This window comes from Aurantimicrobium sp. MWH-Uga1 (assembly GCF_003325955.1).
GTDB lineage: Bacteria > Actinomycetota > Actinomycetes > Actinomycetales > Microbacteriaceae > Aurantimicrobium.
Genome location: NZ_CP030929.1, coordinates 891,202 through 908,440, shown reverse-complemented (window position 1 = coordinate 908,440; position 17,239 = coordinate 891,202). Strand labels below are relative to the sequence as shown.

At 50.1% G+C, this 17,239-nt stretch carries 14 protein-coding genes; 9 read left to right on the top strand and 5 right to left on the bottom strand.

Annotated features, from left to right (window positions below):
• Positions 1-56: 56 nt before the first annotated feature.
• Entirely contained in the window at positions 57-1,532 is a 1,476-nt protein-coding gene (locus AURUGA1_RS04505; RefSeq protein WP_114129062.1) for a leucyl aminopeptidase, read from the bottom strand.
• An 84-nt stretch (positions 1,533-1,616) separates the two neighbouring features.
• On the opposite strand from AURUGA1_RS04505, the gene AURUGA1_RS04500 reads away from it, so the two are divergent.
• Together AURUGA1_RS04500 and AURUGA1_RS04495 are read left to right on the top strand one after the other, a co-directional pair.
• On the top strand, positions 1,617-2,543 hold the full coding sequence (locus tag AURUGA1_RS04500) for a proteasome assembly chaperone family protein (protein ID WP_114129061.1): 927 nt from the start codon (positions 1,617-1,619) through the stop codon (positions 2,541-2,543).
• A 309-nt stretch (positions 2,544-2,852) separates the two neighbouring features.
• Positions 2,853-4,427 (top strand): RNA polymerase sigma factor, encoded by a 1,575-nt coding sequence (locus AURUGA1_RS04495; RefSeq protein WP_240187409.1) that lies wholly within the window; start codon positions 2,853-2,855, stop codon positions 4,425-4,427.
• 56 nt (positions 4,428-4,483) lie between these two features.
• Here AURUGA1_RS04495 and AURUGA1_RS04490 read toward each other — a convergent pair whose 3' ends face one another.
• Positions 4,484-4,714: a hypothetical protein gene (locus tag AURUGA1_RS04490; RefSeq protein ID WP_096380928.1), complete on the bottom strand. Its 231-nt coding sequence runs from the start codon at positions 4,712-4,714 to the stop codon at positions 4,484-4,486.
• A 173-nt stretch (positions 4,715-4,887) separates the two neighbouring features.
• Here AURUGA1_RS04490 and AURUGA1_RS04480 point away from each other — a divergent pair, with 173 nt between their 5' ends.
• Entirely contained in the window at positions 4,888-6,969 is a 2,082-nt protein-coding gene (locus AURUGA1_RS04480) for a type IIA DNA topoisomerase subunit B (protein WP_114129059.1), read from the top strand.
• On the opposite strand, the gene AURUGA1_RS04475 is transcribed toward AURUGA1_RS04480, so the two are convergent.
• On the bottom strand, positions 6,970-9,426 hold the full coding sequence (locus tag AURUGA1_RS04475; protein WP_240187339.1) for a DNA topoisomerase (ATP-hydrolyzing) subunit A: 2,457 nt from the start codon (positions 9,424-9,426) through the stop codon (positions 6,970-6,972).
• A gap of 70 nt (positions 9,427-9,496) precedes the next feature.
• On the opposite strand from AURUGA1_RS04475, the gene AURUGA1_RS04470 reads away from it, so the two are divergent.
• Entirely contained in the window at positions 9,497-10,651 is a 1,155-nt protein-coding gene (locus AURUGA1_RS04470) for an alkaline phosphatase family protein (protein WP_114129058.1), read from the top strand.
• Here the strand turns inward: AURUGA1_RS04470 and sepH are convergent.
• Positions 10,648-11,673 carry a septation protein SepH gene (sepH, locus tag AURUGA1_RS04465; RefSeq protein ID WP_162784057.1) on the bottom strand — a complete coding sequence of 342 codons (1,026 nt, stop codon included), beginning with the start codon at positions 11,671-11,673 and terminating at the stop codon, positions 10,648-10,650. The two genes, AURUGA1_RS04470 and sepH, sit on opposite strands and share 4 nt — an antisense overlap.
• 205 nt (positions 11,674-11,878) lie before the next feature.
• On the opposite strand from sepH, the gene AURUGA1_RS04460 reads away from it, so the two are divergent.
• The gene (locus tag AURUGA1_RS04460) at positions 11,879-12,175 is read left to right on the top strand and encodes a DUF4193 domain-containing protein (protein ID WP_096380944.1); all 297 of its coding nucleotides are present in this window, start codon (positions 11,879-11,881) and stop codon (positions 12,173-12,175) included.
• A 44-nt stretch (positions 12,176-12,219) separates the two neighbouring features.
• Here the strand turns inward: AURUGA1_RS04460 and AURUGA1_RS04455 are convergent, their stop codons facing one another.
• Positions 12,220-12,663: a DUF3093 domain-containing protein gene (locus AURUGA1_RS04455; protein ID WP_114129057.1), complete on the bottom strand. Its 444-nt coding sequence runs from the start codon at positions 12,661-12,663 to the stop codon at positions 12,220-12,222.
• A gap of 39 nt (positions 12,664-12,702) precedes the next feature.
• On the opposite strand from AURUGA1_RS04455, the gene dut reads away from it, so the two are divergent.
• From dut to acnA, 4 genes are all read left to right on the top strand, one after another.
• Entirely contained in the window at positions 12,703-13,158 is a 456-nt protein-coding gene (gene dut, locus AURUGA1_RS04450) for a dUTP diphosphatase (RefSeq protein ID WP_114129056.1), read from the top strand.
• On the top strand, positions 13,155-13,754 hold the full coding sequence (locus tag AURUGA1_RS04445) for a DUF3710 domain-containing protein (RefSeq protein WP_114129055.1): 600 nt from the start codon (positions 13,155-13,157) through the stop codon (positions 13,752-13,754). The genes dut and AURUGA1_RS04445 overlap by 4 nt, the downstream gene beginning before the upstream one ends.
• Before the next feature lie 2 nt (positions 13,755-13,756).
• Positions 13,757-14,416 (top strand): DUF3159 domain-containing protein, encoded by a 660-nt coding sequence (locus AURUGA1_RS04440; RefSeq protein WP_114129054.1) that lies wholly within the window; start codon positions 13,757-13,759, stop codon positions 14,414-14,416.
• A gap of 114 nt (positions 14,417-14,530) precedes the next feature.
• On the top strand, positions 14,531-17,215 hold the full coding sequence (gene acnA / locus AURUGA1_RS04435) for an aconitate hydratase AcnA (RefSeq protein WP_114129718.1): 2,685 nt from the start codon (positions 14,531-14,533) through the stop codon (positions 17,213-17,215).
• The last annotated feature ends 24 nt before the right edge of the window (positions 17,216-17,239 follow it).

Here is a 17,239-nt window from a genome sequence, read left to right as displayed (position 1 = left end):
TCGATGAGGAACGATAAAACTCTGGAACTTCGAGGAAGTTAACCTCATAGAGACTACTACGCCGTAGCAAAACTCTCAGAGAGCTTGATCAGCGTGCGCACGGCAACACCTGTGGGACCTGATGCAACAACACCAAATGGGGCCCCGGAGTTGTTTGCTGTGTTTGCGATATCCAGGTGAATCCACGGTATGAGTTGTGCATCATCCTTGTCGGAAGTTTTACCAATAAATTGCTGGAGGAATGTTGCTCCCACGAGCATTCCTGCAGCGGTGTTTCCCTGTTTGATGTTTGCAAGGTCTGCAATGTCTGAATTCAGGTATGCGCGGATTTCTTCCGGTAATGGCATGTGCCAGAAGGTTTCGCCTACTGCTTTGCCGAGTTCCACGAGGTGGGAAATTGATTTCTCATCTCCCATTGCACCGGTATACCTCGTTCCCAGAGCGGTTGTAGCTGCACCGGTTAAAGTGGCCACGTCAACAATGAGGTCGGGCTTTTCTTCACTGGCCGCAGCAAGACCGTCAGCTAGAACAAGCCTGCCCTCAGCATCAGTGTTGAGTACCTCAACAGTTTTTCCGCCACGAATAGTTAGGACATCATTGGGTCGGGTAGCAGTCCCTGAAGGCATGTTTTCTGCAAGACACAACCATGCTGTGATTTGTACTTTGAGTTTGAGCTGAGCTGCAGCACGAATGACAGCAAGCACTGTAGCGGCACCTGTCATGTCATATTTCATGCCGATCATGCCGGCACCGGATTTGAGCGATAGTCCACCGGTGTCGAAAGTTATACCCTTACCGACCAGAGCTATTTTGTTTTGTGCTTGACGAGGTGAGTATTCAAGTTTCATCAAGCGGGGTGGACGTGATGAACCCTGACCCACTCCAAGAATTCCCCCAAATCCATCTTTTGCGAGGGCCTTTTCATCCCAGATTGTGGCCTTAATTGGCAAACCCTTGATTGCTTCTTGGGCAGCTGTTGCAAAGCTAGCGGGGTAGAGGTCATTCGCGGGAGTATTCACAAGATCTTTGACTAAAGCAACCGATGAAGCAGTTATTTCACTGCGTGAGAGAGCTGGAGTTAATTTCTTGGGCGCGATGATCTCAATACGTTCCAGTTTGTATGAGCTTGAGGAGGAACTTTTGTATTTCTGGTAGCTGTAGGAACCTAAAAGAGCTCCTTCGGCGATAGCCTCAATGTCCTCCTCTGACTCTGCCCCAAAGTCAAAAGTGATCTTTGAGCTATCGGCCAAGCGTCGTGAGGCTACGGCAGCTGCATTGCGCAGTGCATGTGGCGACAGAGGAGTGGGGCCTATGCCCACAATGGCAAGAACACGTTTGGGATTGGTGGGGTCAACCACACGCGTCAAAGTATCTGCTTCGCCAGTAATTCCTAGTGGCGCACTCAGGGATGCGAGCGTACTTGATGAATACGAACCAGAGAGTGAGATTGTTTTCTTGGAAACGGATGCTCCCACCACAACCACTGATCCTGAAGAAGGTTTGTTAACGAGCACACAAGAGGGTTTATTCACAAAATCAGACTATGTAGTTGACGAGCAGAAGTGTTTGTCCCACGCGTGGACGGAGAAGACTTGGCGCAAACGTAGAATGTAACCATGCCTGAGCATTTTCAACTTCTTCACTTCAAAATGGATGAAGAGCTCATTCCACATGGTCTTCCACTTGTTGCAGGATTAACTGGTTTTGCTGATTCTGGTTCAGCAGTTACGGCGTTTACTGACTACATAGTCGACACCATGGATTCACAACTCATTGCTGAGTTTGATCCTGACGAACTTCTCGATTACCGCGCCAGGCGCCCAACCATCTATTTTGACCAAGACCATCTCACAGGGTTTGAGCCACCACGATTAGCCTTCTATTTGGTAAACGACGAAATTAATCGTCCATTTATCTTGCTAGCGGGCTATGAACCAGACTTCAAATGGGAAGCTTTTAGCCGCCAAGTTTTGTCTTTTGTGGAGCGTTTCAACATTTCTCACACCACTTGGGTTCATGCAATTCCAATGCCTGTTCCACACACCCGACCTATTGGAACTACGGTCAGTGGTAATCGGGGAGACCTCATTGACCAATATTCGGTCTGGAAGCCACACACTCAAGTTCCGGCAAATGCCATGCATTTGGTGGAATACAGACTGCAAGAGTCAGAGCAAGAAGTTGTGGGATTCGTTCTGCTCATTCCGCACTACCTTGCAGATACTGAATTTCCCTCAGCGGCATTGACTGCCCTCGAAAGCGTCAGTTCGTCAACAGGACTTATTTTTCCCACAGACCAATTGCGCGAAGAAGGTCGTGAATTCATCTCAAAAATCGATGAACAAGTTGAAACAAATGAGGAACTCAGCAAACTTGTTCACACTCTCGAGCAGCGGTACGACTCATATATGAAAGAAAACGGAGTTCGCTCTCCGTTAACAGATGTCGAAGGAGAGTTGCCAACTGCAGATGAGATTGCTGCTGAACTCGAAGAATTCTTGGCATACCGCCGTGGTTCAGAAGAGCCTGGAGACATGCGATAATAGATGCAGGACCCAGTCATCCCCTCTCCGAGGGACTTGACAAGGGTCCAAGTTATGCCCCCGAACAGGAGAGCACTGCTCATGGCAACAGAAAAGACAAACCCCAAACCAAAGTCGCTGATTGCGTCGTTATTTGGGAAGTCCAAAAACGCTGTTGTCGAGCCTGCCTCAGAAAGTACTGCATCAGTGAAGGCTCCTGCCGCGAAGAAAACAGTTCCTGCAACACCTGCCAAGACTCCTGCTAAGGCCTCTGTTAAAGCACCCACAGCCAAAGCGCCTGCTGCTAAAGCTTCCACTCCTAAAGCACCAGTGAAAGCTACTGCAAAGCAAACCGCTGCTAAAGCGCCTGCAAAGGCAGCTGCTAAAGCACCCGCGAAAGCTGCCCCAAAAGCAACTTCAGCTAAAACTCCCGCAAAAGCACCCGCCGCTAAAGCTGCTGCAAAGCCTGTTGCCAAGACAGAGACCCAAGCTGCTTCAAAGTCAACCGCTAACAGCGCTACTGCAGCAACCAAAACTCCTGCAGCAAAAACAGCGGACAAAGCACCAGTTGCCAAATCTGCACCTCAGGCTACTGCGCCGAAAGTCTCTGCAGGGGCTGCAAAGTCTCAGCCAGTTGAAGAAGCTAAGCCTGCAGCAAAAGCAAAGAAGCCGACTAAAGCAGAGTTAGAGAAAATGGCAAACGCTCTTCTTGCCGAGGAGGAAGCTCCAGCTGTAATCGCACCCAAGAAGAGCCGCGGTAAAGCTAAAGCAGCTGACGAGGATGCTGAAGACGAAGTCGATGCAGAAGAGCTAGACGACGACGTTGTGATCGAAGCAGTTGTTGTCGAAGTCGTTGAGGATGATGTTCTCGAAGATGACGAAGAAAAGCCAAACCGTCCAGCCGTAACAGAAGAGCCATTGCCTACCGGTGCAATCGTGCTGTCGATGGCTGATGATGACGATGACATTCCTGTAATTTCAACAGCCATCACCGGTGCTACAGCTGATCCGGTTAAGGACTACCTCAAGCAAATTGGTAAAGTCCCTCTTCTCAATGCAGTCGAAGAGGTTGAACTAGCACTGCGCATCGAAGCGGGACTCTTCGCTGAAGACCGCCTCGCAACCAAAAAGAATCTTCCCAAGCAGCTCGAACGCGAACTTCGCTGGGTTGCACGTGACGGACAGCGCGCAAAGAGCCACTTGTTGGGCGCAAATCTCCGTCTAGTTGTATCGCTGGCCAAGCGTTACACCGGCCGTGGAATGCAATTCTTAGACCTCATTCAAGAGGGAAACCTAGGTTTGATTCGTGCTGTTGAGAAGTTTGACTACACCAAGGGTTTCAAGTTCTCCACTTATGCAACCTGGTGGATTCGTCAAGCAATCACCCGCGCAATGGCGGACCAGGCCAGAACCATTCGTATTCCTGTCCACATGGTTGAAGTAATTAACAAGCTTGCTCGTGTCCAGCGTCAAATGCTTCAAGATCTTGGCCGAGAACCAACTCCTGAAGAACTCTCGCGCGAATTAGATATGACTCCTGAGAAGGTTGTCGAGGTTCAGAAGTACGGGCGTGAGCCCATTTCTCTTCACACGCCACTGGGTGAAGATGGAGATAGTGAGTTTGGCGACCTCATTGAAGATACCGAAGCAGTTGTTCCCGCTGACGCTGTTGGATTCACGATGCTTCAAAAGCAGCTCGAGTCTCTTCTTGATTCACTTTCTGAGCGCGAAGCTGGGGTTATTCGTATGCGCTTTGGTCTCGGTGACGGAATTCCTAAAACCCTCGATCAAATTGGTGACACCTTCGGAGTCACCCGTGAGCGAATCCGCCAGATTGAATCAAAGACGATGGCGAAATTACGCCACCCATCTCGTTCTCAGTCACTGCGTGATTACCTCGAATAAATCGCTTATGTTACAGAAATGGCCCGGAAATTTCCGGGCCATTTTCATTTAGGTTCTTAGATTGAACGGTCGTTAGACGCATGCAGTTTGGCTGTTTCATCGTGCCACTGTGCTCCCAAACCAGTGAGTTTTTCACGGTGTTTAGTTGCATGGTGCGCACAAAACAGCAGTACTCCACCAGCAGGCATCGTTGCACGAACATATGCCTGTGCGCCACAGCTGTCACAACGGTCCAGGCTTGTTAGCTCAGAAGCAACTTCACTGGGTTCAGTAGTTGCTGTAGTCATGGTGGCTCCTCCTTATGAAGTACTAACCACATATAACCATGAAGTTCTGAAAAAAACGCTGGAATGGCAGGGCATTTCGCTGACCGCGTATAGCAATGCTCGTCGTGGCATCAATGTTTTTGCTTGCCAGCAAACTACTGTTCAAGTGCGTCACATTGTTATTGAGGAGTCGTGTGAGTTCATCTGAGTATTCCGCTCGCCATTTATCCGTACTTGAAGGGTTAGAGGCGGTTCGTAAGCGTCCTGGAATGTATATAGGTACAACAGACTCTCGTGGATTGATGCACTGTCTGTGGGAAATTATCGACAACTCTGTTGACGAGGCTTTAGGTGGCTTCGGTAAGTCCATCGAAATTCAGCTTCACTCTGATTCCAGCGTTGAAGTTCGTGACAAGGCGCGTGGAATTCCTGTCGACGTTGAGCCCAAAACAGGTCTTACAGGTGTTGAGGTTGTCTTTACCAAACTCCACGCAGGTGGGAAGTTTGGATCAGGATCCTATGCGGCTTCTGGTGGATTGCATGGTGTTGGCGCGTCAGTAGTGAATGCGCTATCTGAAAGGCTCGATGTTGAAGTAGATCGTGATGGAAAGACATGGAGTATGTCTTTTCGTCGTGGAGAACCGGGCATTTTTGATGACAGCACAGGTATCTCGCCCTCAAATCCCTTCACCCCTTTTGAGGACGGCAGTTCTCTGACAATAAAAGGCAAGGTTGCTAAAGGTGTGACAGGTACACGAGTTCGCTACTGGGCGGATCGACAGATTTTCACTCCTGGAGCTACTTTCCAAACTGAAGACTTGGAAGCGCGCGCACGTCAAACTGCCTTTTTAGTGCCTGGTCTTGAAATGCACATCGTTGATGCGCGTGGCCCAGAAATACTCGAATCACGTTTTTCTTACAACGGTGGAATTAGCGAGTTTGTTGAATATCTCGCCCCAGATGCAGCGGTCACTGACATTTGGAGGCTCACTGGTGAAGGACAGTTCACAGAAACCGTTCCAGTACTTGGCCCGGATGGCAACATGGCGCTCTCAGAGGTTGAGCGTACCTGTGGCGTAGATATTGCTTTACGTTGGGGCACTGGATACGAAACCGAGCTGCAGACTTTTGTGAACATTATTTCTACACCCAAGGGCGGTACTCACCAGCAAGGTTTTGAGCAAGCACTCCTGAAAGTCATTCGTTCCCAGGTCGAAGCTAATTCTCGCAAGCTCAAAGCTGGTAATGACAAGGTCGAAAAAGATGATGTCCTTGCTGGTCTCACAGCTGTCGTCACCGTTCGGCTTCCTGAACCACAGTTTGAAGGTCAAACCAAGGAAGTTTTGGGGACGCCGGCAGTCAAAGCCATTGTTTCCTCTGTTGTGAACAAGCAGCTTTCTGCACGACTTACTTCGACAAAACGTGATGACAAAACTCAATCTGCGTTGTTGTTGGAAAAGATTGTTTCTGAGATGAAGAGTCGCATTTCGGCTCGCACTCACAAGGAAACTCAGCGTCGAAAGAATGCACTGGAAACGTCAAGCCTTCCCGCAAAGTTAGTTGATTGCCGCAGTAATGATGTTGAGCAATCAGAGCTGTTCATAGTTGAGGGTGACTCTGCGTTAGGAACTGCGAAACTTGCGCGCAATAGCGAATATCAAGCTTTATTGCCCATTCGTGGAAAGATCCTCAACGTTCAAAAAGCATCAGTTTCCGACATGCTCAATAACACTGAATGCGCTTCGATTATCCAGGTTATTGGTGCGGGTTCTGGACGCAGTTTTGATCTAGATTCGGCACGCTACGGCAAGATCATATTGATGTCTGACGCAGATGTGGATGGCGCTCATATTCGAACACTTCTCCTGACGCTGTTTTTCCGTTACATGAGGCCTCTGATCGAAGCCGGTCGCGTTTTCGCTGCTGTTCCTCCACTCCACAGAGTTGTCGTGATCAACCCAGGAACTAAGCCGAACGAAACGATTTACACCTATTCTGAAACTGAGCTGCAATCAGTTTTGGCCGGTCTGGCAAAGGCAGGCAAACGCTATCAGGAACCTATCCAGCGTTACAAAGGCCTGGGTGAAATGGATGCAGATCAACTTGCAACAACAACCATGGATCGTTCTGCAAGAACACTCCGTCGCGTGGGTGTTGAGGATGCTGCAATGGCAGATACAGTCTTTGAACTGTTGATGGGAAACGATGTTGGCCCACGACGAGATTTCATCATCGAAGGTTCATCCGGCTTATCTCGTGACCGAATTGACGTCTAGTTAGTCACTGACTGCTGATCCGATATATGCAATATCTGCTTCGAGCAGTGTTCCCGAAGCATCCCGCTTAGAAATATCCCCAGGCAACTCACGAGGCATTCCATCGAGAGAGTTTGCTCGTGGAGATCCAACCCCGACCCAGGCAATTGCGAGGGAGTCTTCGCCCTTAAGGAGGGTTTGAGCACGAACACCTCCGGTGCCACGACCCTTTTGGGGGAAATCTGCTAGCAGAGAGATTTTCGCTCGCCCCGCATCTGTTCCTAACAGAGTGTTGGGCGTCGCAGAGATGGTGACCACCTGTGCGTCCTGAGCATTTACTGCGGTGAAATAAATTACACGCGCATTGTCAGATAGCCGAATACCTGCCATACCGCCAGCTGTTGAACCCTGAGGGCGTACGTTGTCAGCGCCAAAGCGTAAAAGTTGAGCGTCAGAAGTAACAAAAACTAACTCTGAAGAATCAGAGGCTACACAAATTCCCACAACCTGATCTGTGTCTTTCAGCGCAATGATGGAATTTCCTGATTTAGCTGGGAAAGCTTCACCTTGAATACGCTTAACTACACCGTGACTCGTACCTAAGGCGAAGACATCGGCAGTGCCCAAGGGCACTAACCCGACGATGTGTTCTTGTGATTCAAGCTCAATGTAGTCGGAGCTGTTGACAGCAGCTGAAAGGGAAACACTGGATGCTGGTACCCCGGGAAGTGAGACGGGGGAGAACTGCAGAAGTCGACCGGTGTTTGTTACGGCACCAATAAAACCTCTGCGTGAAGTGAGCACATCAGATCGGATTCCATCGTTTGCTGTGCGATGGGTTCCTTGAGTAATGCGCTCGTCAGCATCCGCAAGATCAACTCGTACAAGCTTGCCTGTGCTGGAAAGTAGTACTCGACACGGTGTGTCTTCCAGCTGGAGAGCTTCGGGCTCTCGTGCAGCTGCACGCGCAGTCGTAGTCGCCGGAATGATTGTAGATGTTGATAACACCGTCCGGCGTGGTGTGCCCAAAGTCTTAGCTGTTTCTGAAAGCTCCTGAACTACAACATCAATCAACATTTTTTCGGAAGAAAGAATTTCTTCGAGGGCAGCTATTTCTTTACGAAGCTCATCCGCTTCTGCCTCTAACTCAACGCGAGAAAATTTGGTCAGGCGGCGCAGGCGTAATTCGAGAATGTAATCTGCTTGAGCCACAGAAAGTTCGAATACCTCAATGAGGCGCTGACGTGCCTGATCAGTGTCATCGCTTTGCCGAATGAGTTGAATAACCTCATCGATATCCATAATTGCGATGAGCAAGCCATCAACTAGATGAAGCCTGTCTTGACGCTTTGCCAAACGGAATTGCGAACGACGTTCAACAACCGATTTCCTATGGGAAACATAGACCGATAACATCTCACGCAGCCCCAAAGTGTGGGGCCCACCATCAACAAGCGCAACATTGTTGATACTGAACGAATCTTCGAGCGGGGTGTACCTGTAGAGCTGTTCAAGTACTGCTTCGGGGTCAAAGCCTGTTTTGATTTCAATCACAAGCTTGAGGCCGTGATGGCGATCTGTGAGGTCAATCACATTTGAAATTCCGTTGAGCTTCTTACTCGTCACACCGTCTTTGATTTTGTCAATGACCTTCTCGGGTCCAACCAAATAAGGCAATTCAGTAACGGTAATTCCCATTTTTCGTGCGGAAACGCTTCCAATGGTTACCCTGGCGCGAGTTTTGAAACTTCCTCGACCTGTTTCGTAGGCCTCACGGATACCATCCAAACCCATGATGATGCCACCGGAGGGAAGATCTGGCCCTGGAACAAAAGCCATCAATTCATCCAAAGTTGCCTGTGGGTTCTTCAGAAGGTGGATTGACGCTTCAATAACTTCGATGAGGTTATGTGGCGCCATGTTGGTAGCCATACCAACCGCAATTCCACTAGCGCCGTTAACAAGCAGATTTGGATACGCTGCGGGGAGTACATCAGGTTGTTGAAATTGATTGTCATAGTTGGGGACAAAATCAACTACGTTTTCATCCAAATTGGCCGTCATTGCCAAAGCGGAGGGAGCCAGACGCGCTTCTGTATAACGCGCCGCAGCAGGTCCGTCGTCCAGAGAACCAAAGTTGCCATGCCCATCAATAAGTGGAAGACGCAAGGAGAAATCTTGGGCCAAGCGCACGAGAGCATCGTAAATGGATGCGTCACCGTGTGGGTGAAGCTTTCCCATAACTTCACCAACTACACGCGCTGATTTTACGTGCCCCTTGTCAGGGCGGAGCCCCATTTCGTTCATCATGAACAAGATGCGACGTTGGACGGGCTTGAGCCCGTCTCGGGCATCTGGCAATGCACGGGAGTAAATAACGGAATAGGCATATTCAAGGAAGGAATCCCGCATCTCTATCGAGACATCAATCTCTTCAATGCGCTCAACAGAATCGTGCTGCTTGGAGTTGGGGGACATACTCAATACTTCCGTTGTACTCGAGAGGATTTTCCGCACCTTGTAGGGGAACTATGGCAGACTGACCTCGATGTCCAATATGCTACCGACGCGCAATTCCGGCCTGTTGAGCCTTGCCGAGGTTTTGCCAAGTTGCTTTTCCAGCATGGGACTCAGCGGATTCGAAAACTCACTGCATTTACCTCCTGTTCGTTCAGCTATCGTCGTCGTGATAGACGGTTTAGGTCTTCACAATCTTCTTAATGCTCGTGGTCATGCAAGATTTCTGGCTCAGGCAGCGATGGAATCGGATCCGTTAGAAACCGTTTTTCCAAGTACCACTGCTGCGGCACTAGCGTCCTTCACTACAGGAGTGCTTCCTGGCGTTCATGGCATGCTCGGTTATCAGATACGAAATCCTGAAAGCGGCGATCTCATTAATCAACTCTCAGGTCTCAATACGATTGAGAACCCACAACACTGGCTCAAAGCTAAACCGTTATTTGTTCATGCGGCCAAACAGGGGTGCTCCTCAGTCGTGGTTGGACACTCCAGGTTTGCTGATTCCACATTGACGAGTGTGATTTACCAAGGTGCCAACTATGTTCCTGCAAATGCTCTTGTTGACCGTATGGCGCAGTCATTGACCATGATCGCTGACCGTTCATCCCGGTTAGGTGTTGTCTATATTTCTGAGCTCGATGAGATTGCGCACAAAAAAGGGGTGGATTCGCAAGAGTGGGCCACTGCGCTCGAGGATGTAGATGCGGCTATCTTGGCACTTACTGCCCAACTGCCTAGCGATGTTGGGTTGTTTGTCACCGCAGATCATGGAGTGATTGACATTCCGCAATCTAAACACCTTCTACTAGGCAACAACTCTTCGCATATTGACAGCATTGTTTCAATTGGCGGTGAACCACGTTGCCCCCAGTTGTATTTTGCGGATTCTCTATCGCCGGAGGACAAAACAGAATTCATTGCTCAGTGGCAAAAAGAATTAGACGCGAATGCCTGGGTACTTACCCAGGAACAGATTATTGAATCAGGACTAATTCCTGAATTCAGTAAAGAAGTTGCCCCTCGTGCAGGTGACATATTTGTTTTGTCAAACAAGAACGTTGTGTTTTATGACGATCGCGATACCACGCTAAAAGGACGTTCCATGGTCGGGCAGCACGGGGGAATTTCGGATAGCGAGATGCACATTCCTGCCATCAAACTTGCAGGTTTTGCTCGCAACTAAGCGGGGTCATCGTCAGATCGTGTGCCAAAGACGATGTCGTCCCAGGACGGCATCGTGGGCCGTCCGGTTTTGTTCACAGGCTTTGAGTCGTTTGCGTGTGAGGGTTCATCCTCAGGCGCGGATACTTCAAAAGGTTCAGTGAAAGTCAAAGTCGAATCCAATTCGACTGTAACGCCAGAAATAATGGTGTCTTCTTGCGCGATGCTCTCCTGGGCATCCGTGCTTGCAGAGACCTCGTCTTTGAGCCATGCAGGGGTTGATTCGCGTTCATTGCGACGCTTACGAAGTGCTTCCAAAAGATCTGCAGTGGGGCTGTGTTCACGCGAATCAGCTGCAGCCTCCTCCTGCGCTGACACAACAGGGGCAGCAGAAACTTGTGCTTCAACTGTTGGGGTGAGGGGTTGAGTAACTTCGAGCGCCGAAGTATCCACCGCCACTGCACGAAGCTTCGGTATCAAACCACTGGAGAGGTCACCTTTTTGAGACAAGGTAGAGGCGTCACTGTTGACGGGGCTTAGGGTTCGCTTTCGGGATTCGAAAGACCACCTTGCATCGTGGTCGATTCCGTTTGCTGTGAACTCGAGTTTGATAATCCAGTTACCAGACTCTTCTTTCCAGGTTGCCCAACGCTCAGAGGATGCTCCGAGGCTGTGGAGGCGTTGAGTAATCACTGAGCCAAAGGCGGAACTGAGATTGCCGGTATCTGTTGAAACTGTGTCCTGGGTGGGAACAGCGAGTGCAGAAGAAATGATGAATTCGCGTTCAGCAAGTACGGGAGTTTCAAAACGTTGAATCAAATCAAGGCTGGCCCCAGTGAGCGCTGAAATCTCTTCATTGGAGAGACCTGCACGAAGATGTGCCTGAATGTCCTTGGGGGAGACGCGTGGGCCTTCAACAGTGGCGCGCGAGTGACGTAGACGGCGTAACGAGGTTTCGTCAACCGTTACCCGGTACTCCTCACCCTCGTCGTCAGCAATGATGAGATCTGCACCATCGACATCGATGACTTTCAGTTCACGCATATTTGCTAGCTCCTTGGGCAAAAGTGTATGAGAAGAGAATTCCACGAAAATACATTTCTTCTCCTTAACTTCTGCGCGTGCCGACCTAATTGGCTGTGTGAGAAGCAACACGCCTAAGAAGATTTTGTATTTCTGGCCACAATCAGGCAAACTGTCCGCGCCGGCGTATTTTTGAGCCGGTGACGTGACGATTTGGAACATAAAGATGGCTACTGATTACGACGCACCTCGCAAAACTGACAATGACGACACCGAGTCCATTGAAGCGCTCAAGGAACGCGTGCCGGACAAGCTTTCTGGCGCTGTTGACGGTGAGGATGCAGATAACCCTGGTGGTTTTGAGCTTGCAGGTGCAGATCTCTCAGACCTCGAGCTTGATGTTGTTGTTCTACCCCCACAGGACGATGAATTCACCTGCGTGAGTTGTTTCCTTGTCAAGCACCGTTCTCAGGTAGATCACGAAGAAAAATTAGGCCCTGTTTGTAAGGAATGTGCCTTCTAGGAACTGTATTGGTAATGGCCGGCATGATTGCCGGCCATTATTTTTTATTGCTTGCGTCCTGCTCGTAAGGCGGCAACGAGTTGCTCTGGCTTGCGCGTAGAAAAGAGCCAGTAGGGAGTGGGGTCTCCAGGATCGTTAATGTCTACGCGGACTACAGGATTGATCCACCCGCGAAGAAAAATCCAGGCTCGGGCATCGAGTTCTGGGCCTCGTGCAGCAACGGCATAGTTGCCTGAGTATGCGCTTACGCTGCCAATAAATTCGCGAGAAATGTGAGCTTTACCAACTCTCAGCTCCTTATCGTTCAGCTCAATAACCGGTGACAGAGCGAACATAGGGATGACAATTGCGAGATAGATGACCACCGAAAGGATGACGCCCAGGGTGAGGTTGAAAGGCGCACACACCAAAATTACGGTGGGGATCATGAATGTGGCTGCAAAATACATCCACGCAGATGGTCGTAAAACTTCACGAAACGATGTCATACATCTATTCGACCACTAAATCTGGGCTACCCTCGACACGTGGACCAAACAATTGAAGTTCTCATTAATGCTGAGACCATCCCCACTTACTCTCATCCCGGAGACGCAGGAGCAGATTTATCCTCTGCGGAAAATTTATTTCTGCATCCTGGAGAGCGAGCAACTGTTGCCACAGGAGTCTCAATTGCACTTCCTGCTGGGTTTGTTGTGTTTGTTGTTCCTCGTTCTGGATTGGCCGCAAAACACGGAATTACCGTAGTTAATTCACCGGGAACAGTTGATGCGGGATACCGCGGCGAGCTCAAAGTAACGTTGCTCAATACCGACCTGCGTGAGCCATTTACGATAAACAAGGGTGATCGCATTGCCCAAATGATTGTGATGCCAGTGGTCCAAGCTCGTTTTATTCCGGTTGACAAACTGCCGGAAAGTGAACGCGGCGAGTCTGGTTTCGGATCTACCGGAATTGCTCACAGAACGGAACAAGCCCAATGAGTGAATCAATTTCTGAAGCAAAAAGTGCTCCGACAGATAGAAGCACGCTGGGACCTTTTGACGAATCTGAAGTTAGTGGCGTTCGCCCATATGTTGATCTTGGTTCTATCAAGCTCATCCCTCGTGAGGGACTTAATCTCCGACTTGAGGTCGAAGATGGAACCGGTCGTGTTATTGCGGTTGCTCTTGATTTTCAGGGCTCAACCCTCCAAGTTCAGGTTTTTGCCTCCACGCGCTCTGGTGGTTTGTGGCACGAAGTACGTCACCAACTCTCTGAGCAGATTGCAGCTCAAGGTGGTTCGGTTACAGAGGGACTGACCGAAATTGGTCCAGATTTGTTGACTCGCGTTCCTGCGATGGTTGAGGGCAAGCAAGTCTTCCAAGATGTGTGCTTCATTGGTGTGGATGGGCCACGCTGGTTCCTTCGCGGTGTGATTGCTGGACCTGCTGCTGTGGAAACAGACAAGAGGGCAACAATGATTGAACTCTTCCGAGACATTGTTGTTGTTCGTGGACAACAGCCAGTTCCACCTCGTGAATTACTGCCGCTTCGTGTTCCTGAACAAGCCTCTGGTGCTACACCTACAGGCGCCTAACGATGGCCGGAAAATCAGGTCTTTCTTCAATTGCTCTGAATCCTGAAGGGGCTGGAGAGGGCAAACATCCACTGTGGGCCGCAATGGGCGGATGGCTAGGAATTGTTGAGACAGTTGTTCCTGGTCTTATTTTTGTCGTCGTTTTAGCAATAACTCGCGATCCTTGGCTCGCGATCGGAATCTCTGTGGCCGTCTCAGTCTTATTCACTGCATATCGATTGATTCGCAGACAAGCTGTTACCCAGGCTCTGGTTGGTTTAGCTGGTGTGGTCGTTTCTGCAGTCTTGGCTCTATTGACTAATCGACCTGAAGATAATTTCGTCCCTGGGCTCTTCACTAATGCGGCATATTCAGTCGTGTTATTGGTTTCGATCCTTGCTACATGGCCGATTATCGGTGTTGCAGTTGGTCTGATTCGTGGCGAAGGTTTTTCTTGGCGAAAGAATAAGCATCATTTGCGTGTCTACAGCGCAGTTACAGCCATCTGGTTTGGCATGTTCGCACTGAGGCTTATCGTTCAGTATCCGCTGTATCTTGCTGGCAACGTTGAAGGTTTGGCTACCGCAAAACTACTTCTCGGTCTTCCGCTTTATGTTCCTGTTCTCGCACTGACATGGCTCATCGTTCGTTCGCTCTACCGTGAAAAAACCTCAAGTTCATAGAACGTAGTGACAAAATGTCAGGATAAGATATATCTTGATATCAAGAGACTTTTGTTTCTGATTGAGCAACACACCATTTTCACCTGCGTCAAACGCCCAACGGAGGAGCAGCACGTGTCGGCAGTAAACAGCTTTGGAGCCAAGAGCACACTCGAGGTTTCTGGAAAGTCCTATGAGATTTTCCGCCTCGACTCCGTACAGGGTCATGACAAGTTGCCCTACAGCCTTAAGGTACTTCTTGAAAACCTTTTGCGTACTGAAGATGGCGCCAACGTTACAGCAGAGCAGATCAAGGCTTTAGGGAACTGGGTTCCCTCTGCTGAGCCAGACACAGAAATTCAATTCACCCCTGCACGCGTGATCATGCAGGACTTCACAGGTGTTCCTTGTGTTGTAGACCTTGCCACAATGCGCGAGGCAGTGACCGAGCTCGGTGGTGATCCAACCAAGATCAATCCTCTTGCACCTGCTGAACTGGTCATTGACCACTCGGTTATTGCAGACCTCTATGGAACAGCCGATGCTCTCGAGCAGAACGTTGAAATCGAATATGAGCGCAACGGTGAGCGTTACCAGTTCCTGCGCTGGGGTCAGACCGCGTTTGATGACTTTAAGGTTGTTCCCCCTGGAACAGGTATCGTCCATCAGGTCAACATTGAATACTTGGCTCGTGTCACTATGGCTCGTGAAGTTGCTGGCATTCTTCAGGCATACCCTGATACTTGCGTTGGTACTGACTCTCACACCACCATGGTCAACGGTTTGGGTGTTCTCGGCTGGGGTGTCGGCGGTATTGAGGCTGAGGCAGCTATGCTCGGTCAGCCCGTCTCCATGCTCATTCCTAAGGTTGTCGGTTTCAAGCTTTCAGGTTCCATTCCCACTGGTGTAACCGCTACCGACGTGGTGTTGACCATCACCGAAATGCTCCGTAAGCACGGTGTCGTTGGCAAATTCGTTGAATTCTACGGACCCGGTGTTTCCTCAGTTCCTTTGGCTAACCGAGCAACTATCGGAAACATGAGTCCTGAGTTCGGTTCTACCGCAGCAATGTTCCCCGTTGACGATGTCACTTTGGACTACCTGCGACTGACCGGCCGCTCTGAAGAGCAGGTTGCTCTTGTTGAGGCGTACTCTAAGGCTCAAGGGCTTTGGTTCGACCCTAGCAACGAGCCCAACTTCTCTGAGTACATGGAACTTGACCTCTCAACTGTAGTTCCCTCGATCTCGGGCCCCAAGCGTCCGCAGGACCGTATTGAACTCTCCAAGGCGCAGAAGCAGTTCAATGAGGACGTCAAGAACTACACCCACGGTGACGCTGTCAAAGTCAGCGTTGATGGGGGAGAAGAATTCGAGCTGAAGAATGGTGCTGTTACCATCGCAGCTATCACTTCCTGCACCAACACTTCAAACCCCTCGGTCATGCTTGCTGCTGGACTTCTCGCACGCAACGCGGTGAAGAAGGGCCTTAAGACCAAGCCTTGGGTGAAGACCACCCTGTCTCCTGGATCCAAGGTTGTCACCGACTACTACGAGAAAGCCGGTGTTACGCCGTATCTCGACGAGCTCGGGTTCTACCCTGTTGGTTATGGCTGCATGACATGCATTGGAAACTCAGGCCCGCTCAAAGAAGAGATTTCCACTGCCATTAACCACAACGACCTCGCTGTGACCGCTGTGCTTTCAGGTAACCGAAACTTTGAAGGTCGTATCAGCCCCGATGTGAAGATGAACTACCTGGCAAGCCCTCCCTTGGTCATTGCCTACGCACTAGCTGGTTCGATGGACTTCGACTTTGAAAAGGATGCTCTAGGAACTGGTTCTGATGGCAACCCCGTATTCCTCAAGGACATCTGGCCAGAGACTGCAGAGGTTGAAAAGGTTATTGGCGAGTCCATTGACACGGCCATGTTTGACCACGAGTACTCGTCTGTTTTCAACGGTGATGAGCGCTGGCGTAACCTCCCCACTCCAACCGGTGCGACCTTCGACTGGGATGAGAAGTCCACTTATGTGCGCAAACCTCCTTATTTCGAGGGAATGAAAAAGGAAACCACACCGGTTACCGACATTGCCGGAGCACGCGTTTTGGCAACCCTAGGCGACTCGGTTACCACTGACCACATTTCGCCTGCTGGAAACATTAAGGCTGGTACGCCAGCTGCTGTCTACCTCGACCAGCACGGTGTAGCTCGCGCTGATTACAACTCTTACGGCTCGCGCCGTGGAAACCACGAGGTGATGATTCGAGGAACATTCGCCAACATTCGTCTGAAGAACCAGCTTCTCGATGGTGTTGAAGGTGGTTACACTCGAGACTTTACTCAGCCCGATGGTCCTCAGTCCTTCATCTACGACGCCAGCGCCAACTACCAGGCAGCTGGAACTCCTCTTGTCATCTTCGGTGGCAAGGAATACGGTTCTGGTTCATCCCGAGACTGGGCTGCTAAGGGAACGGCTCTTCTGGGCGTGAAGGCGGTCATTACTGAGAGCTTCGAGCGTATTCACCGTTCAAACCTCATCGGCATGGGTGTCCTTCCTTTGCAGTTCCCTGCTGGGCAAAGCTGGCAATCTTTGGGCCTCGATGGAACTGAAATTGTGTCAATCAGTGGTGTTGAGGAACTCAATAAGGGCGTTACGCCTAAGACTGTCCGTGTAACTGCCGCTCCTTCAGATAACTCACCTGCAGGTAAGGAAACCATCGAATTTGACGCTGTAGTTCGCATCGACACCCCTGGTGAAGCTGACTACTACCGTAATGGTGGAATCCTTCAGTACGTGCTGCGTTCGCTCGTCGCTTAGTCGACGAATTCTCAGCACAAACTG

What these genes read in the sequence shown, in the direction of transcription:
- AURUGA1_RS04500 (WP_114129061.1), top strand. Translation starts at nt 1,617, where the DNA reads ATGCCTGAGCATTTTCAACTTCTTCACTTCAAAATGGATGAAGAGCTC.
- AURUGA1_RS04490 (WP_096380928.1), bottom strand. Translation starts at nt 4,714, where the DNA reads ATGACTACAGCAACTACTGAACCCAGTGAAGTTGCTTCTGAGCTAACA.
- sepH (WP_162784057.1), bottom strand. Translation starts at nt 11,673, where the DNA reads ATGCGTGAACTGAAAGTCATCGATGTCGATGGTGCAGATCTCATCATT.
- AURUGA1_RS04440 (WP_114129054.1), top strand. Translation starts at nt 13,757, where the DNA reads ATGGCCGGAAAATCAGGTCTTTCTTCAATTGCTCTGAATCCTGAAGGG.
- AURUGA1_RS04445 (WP_114129055.1), top strand. Translation starts at nt 13,155, where the DNA reads ATGAGTGAATCAATTTCTGAAGCAAAAAGTGCTCCGACAGATAGAAGC.
- AURUGA1_RS04455 (WP_114129057.1), bottom strand. Translation starts at nt 12,663, where the DNA reads ATGACATCGTTTCGTGAAGTTTTACGACCATCTGCGTGGATGTATTTT.
- AURUGA1_RS04460 (WP_096380944.1), top strand. Translation starts at nt 11,879, where the DNA reads ATGGCTACTGATTACGACGCACCTCGCAAAACTGACAATGACGACACC.
- AURUGA1_RS04475 (WP_240187339.1), bottom strand. Translation starts at nt 9,426, where the DNA reads ATGTCCCCCAACTCCAAGCAGCACGATTCTGTTGAGCGCATTGAAGAG.
- AURUGA1_RS04470 (WP_114129058.1), top strand. Translation starts at nt 9,497, where the DNA reads ATGTCCAATATGCTACCGACGCGCAATTCCGGCCTGTTGAGCCTTGCC.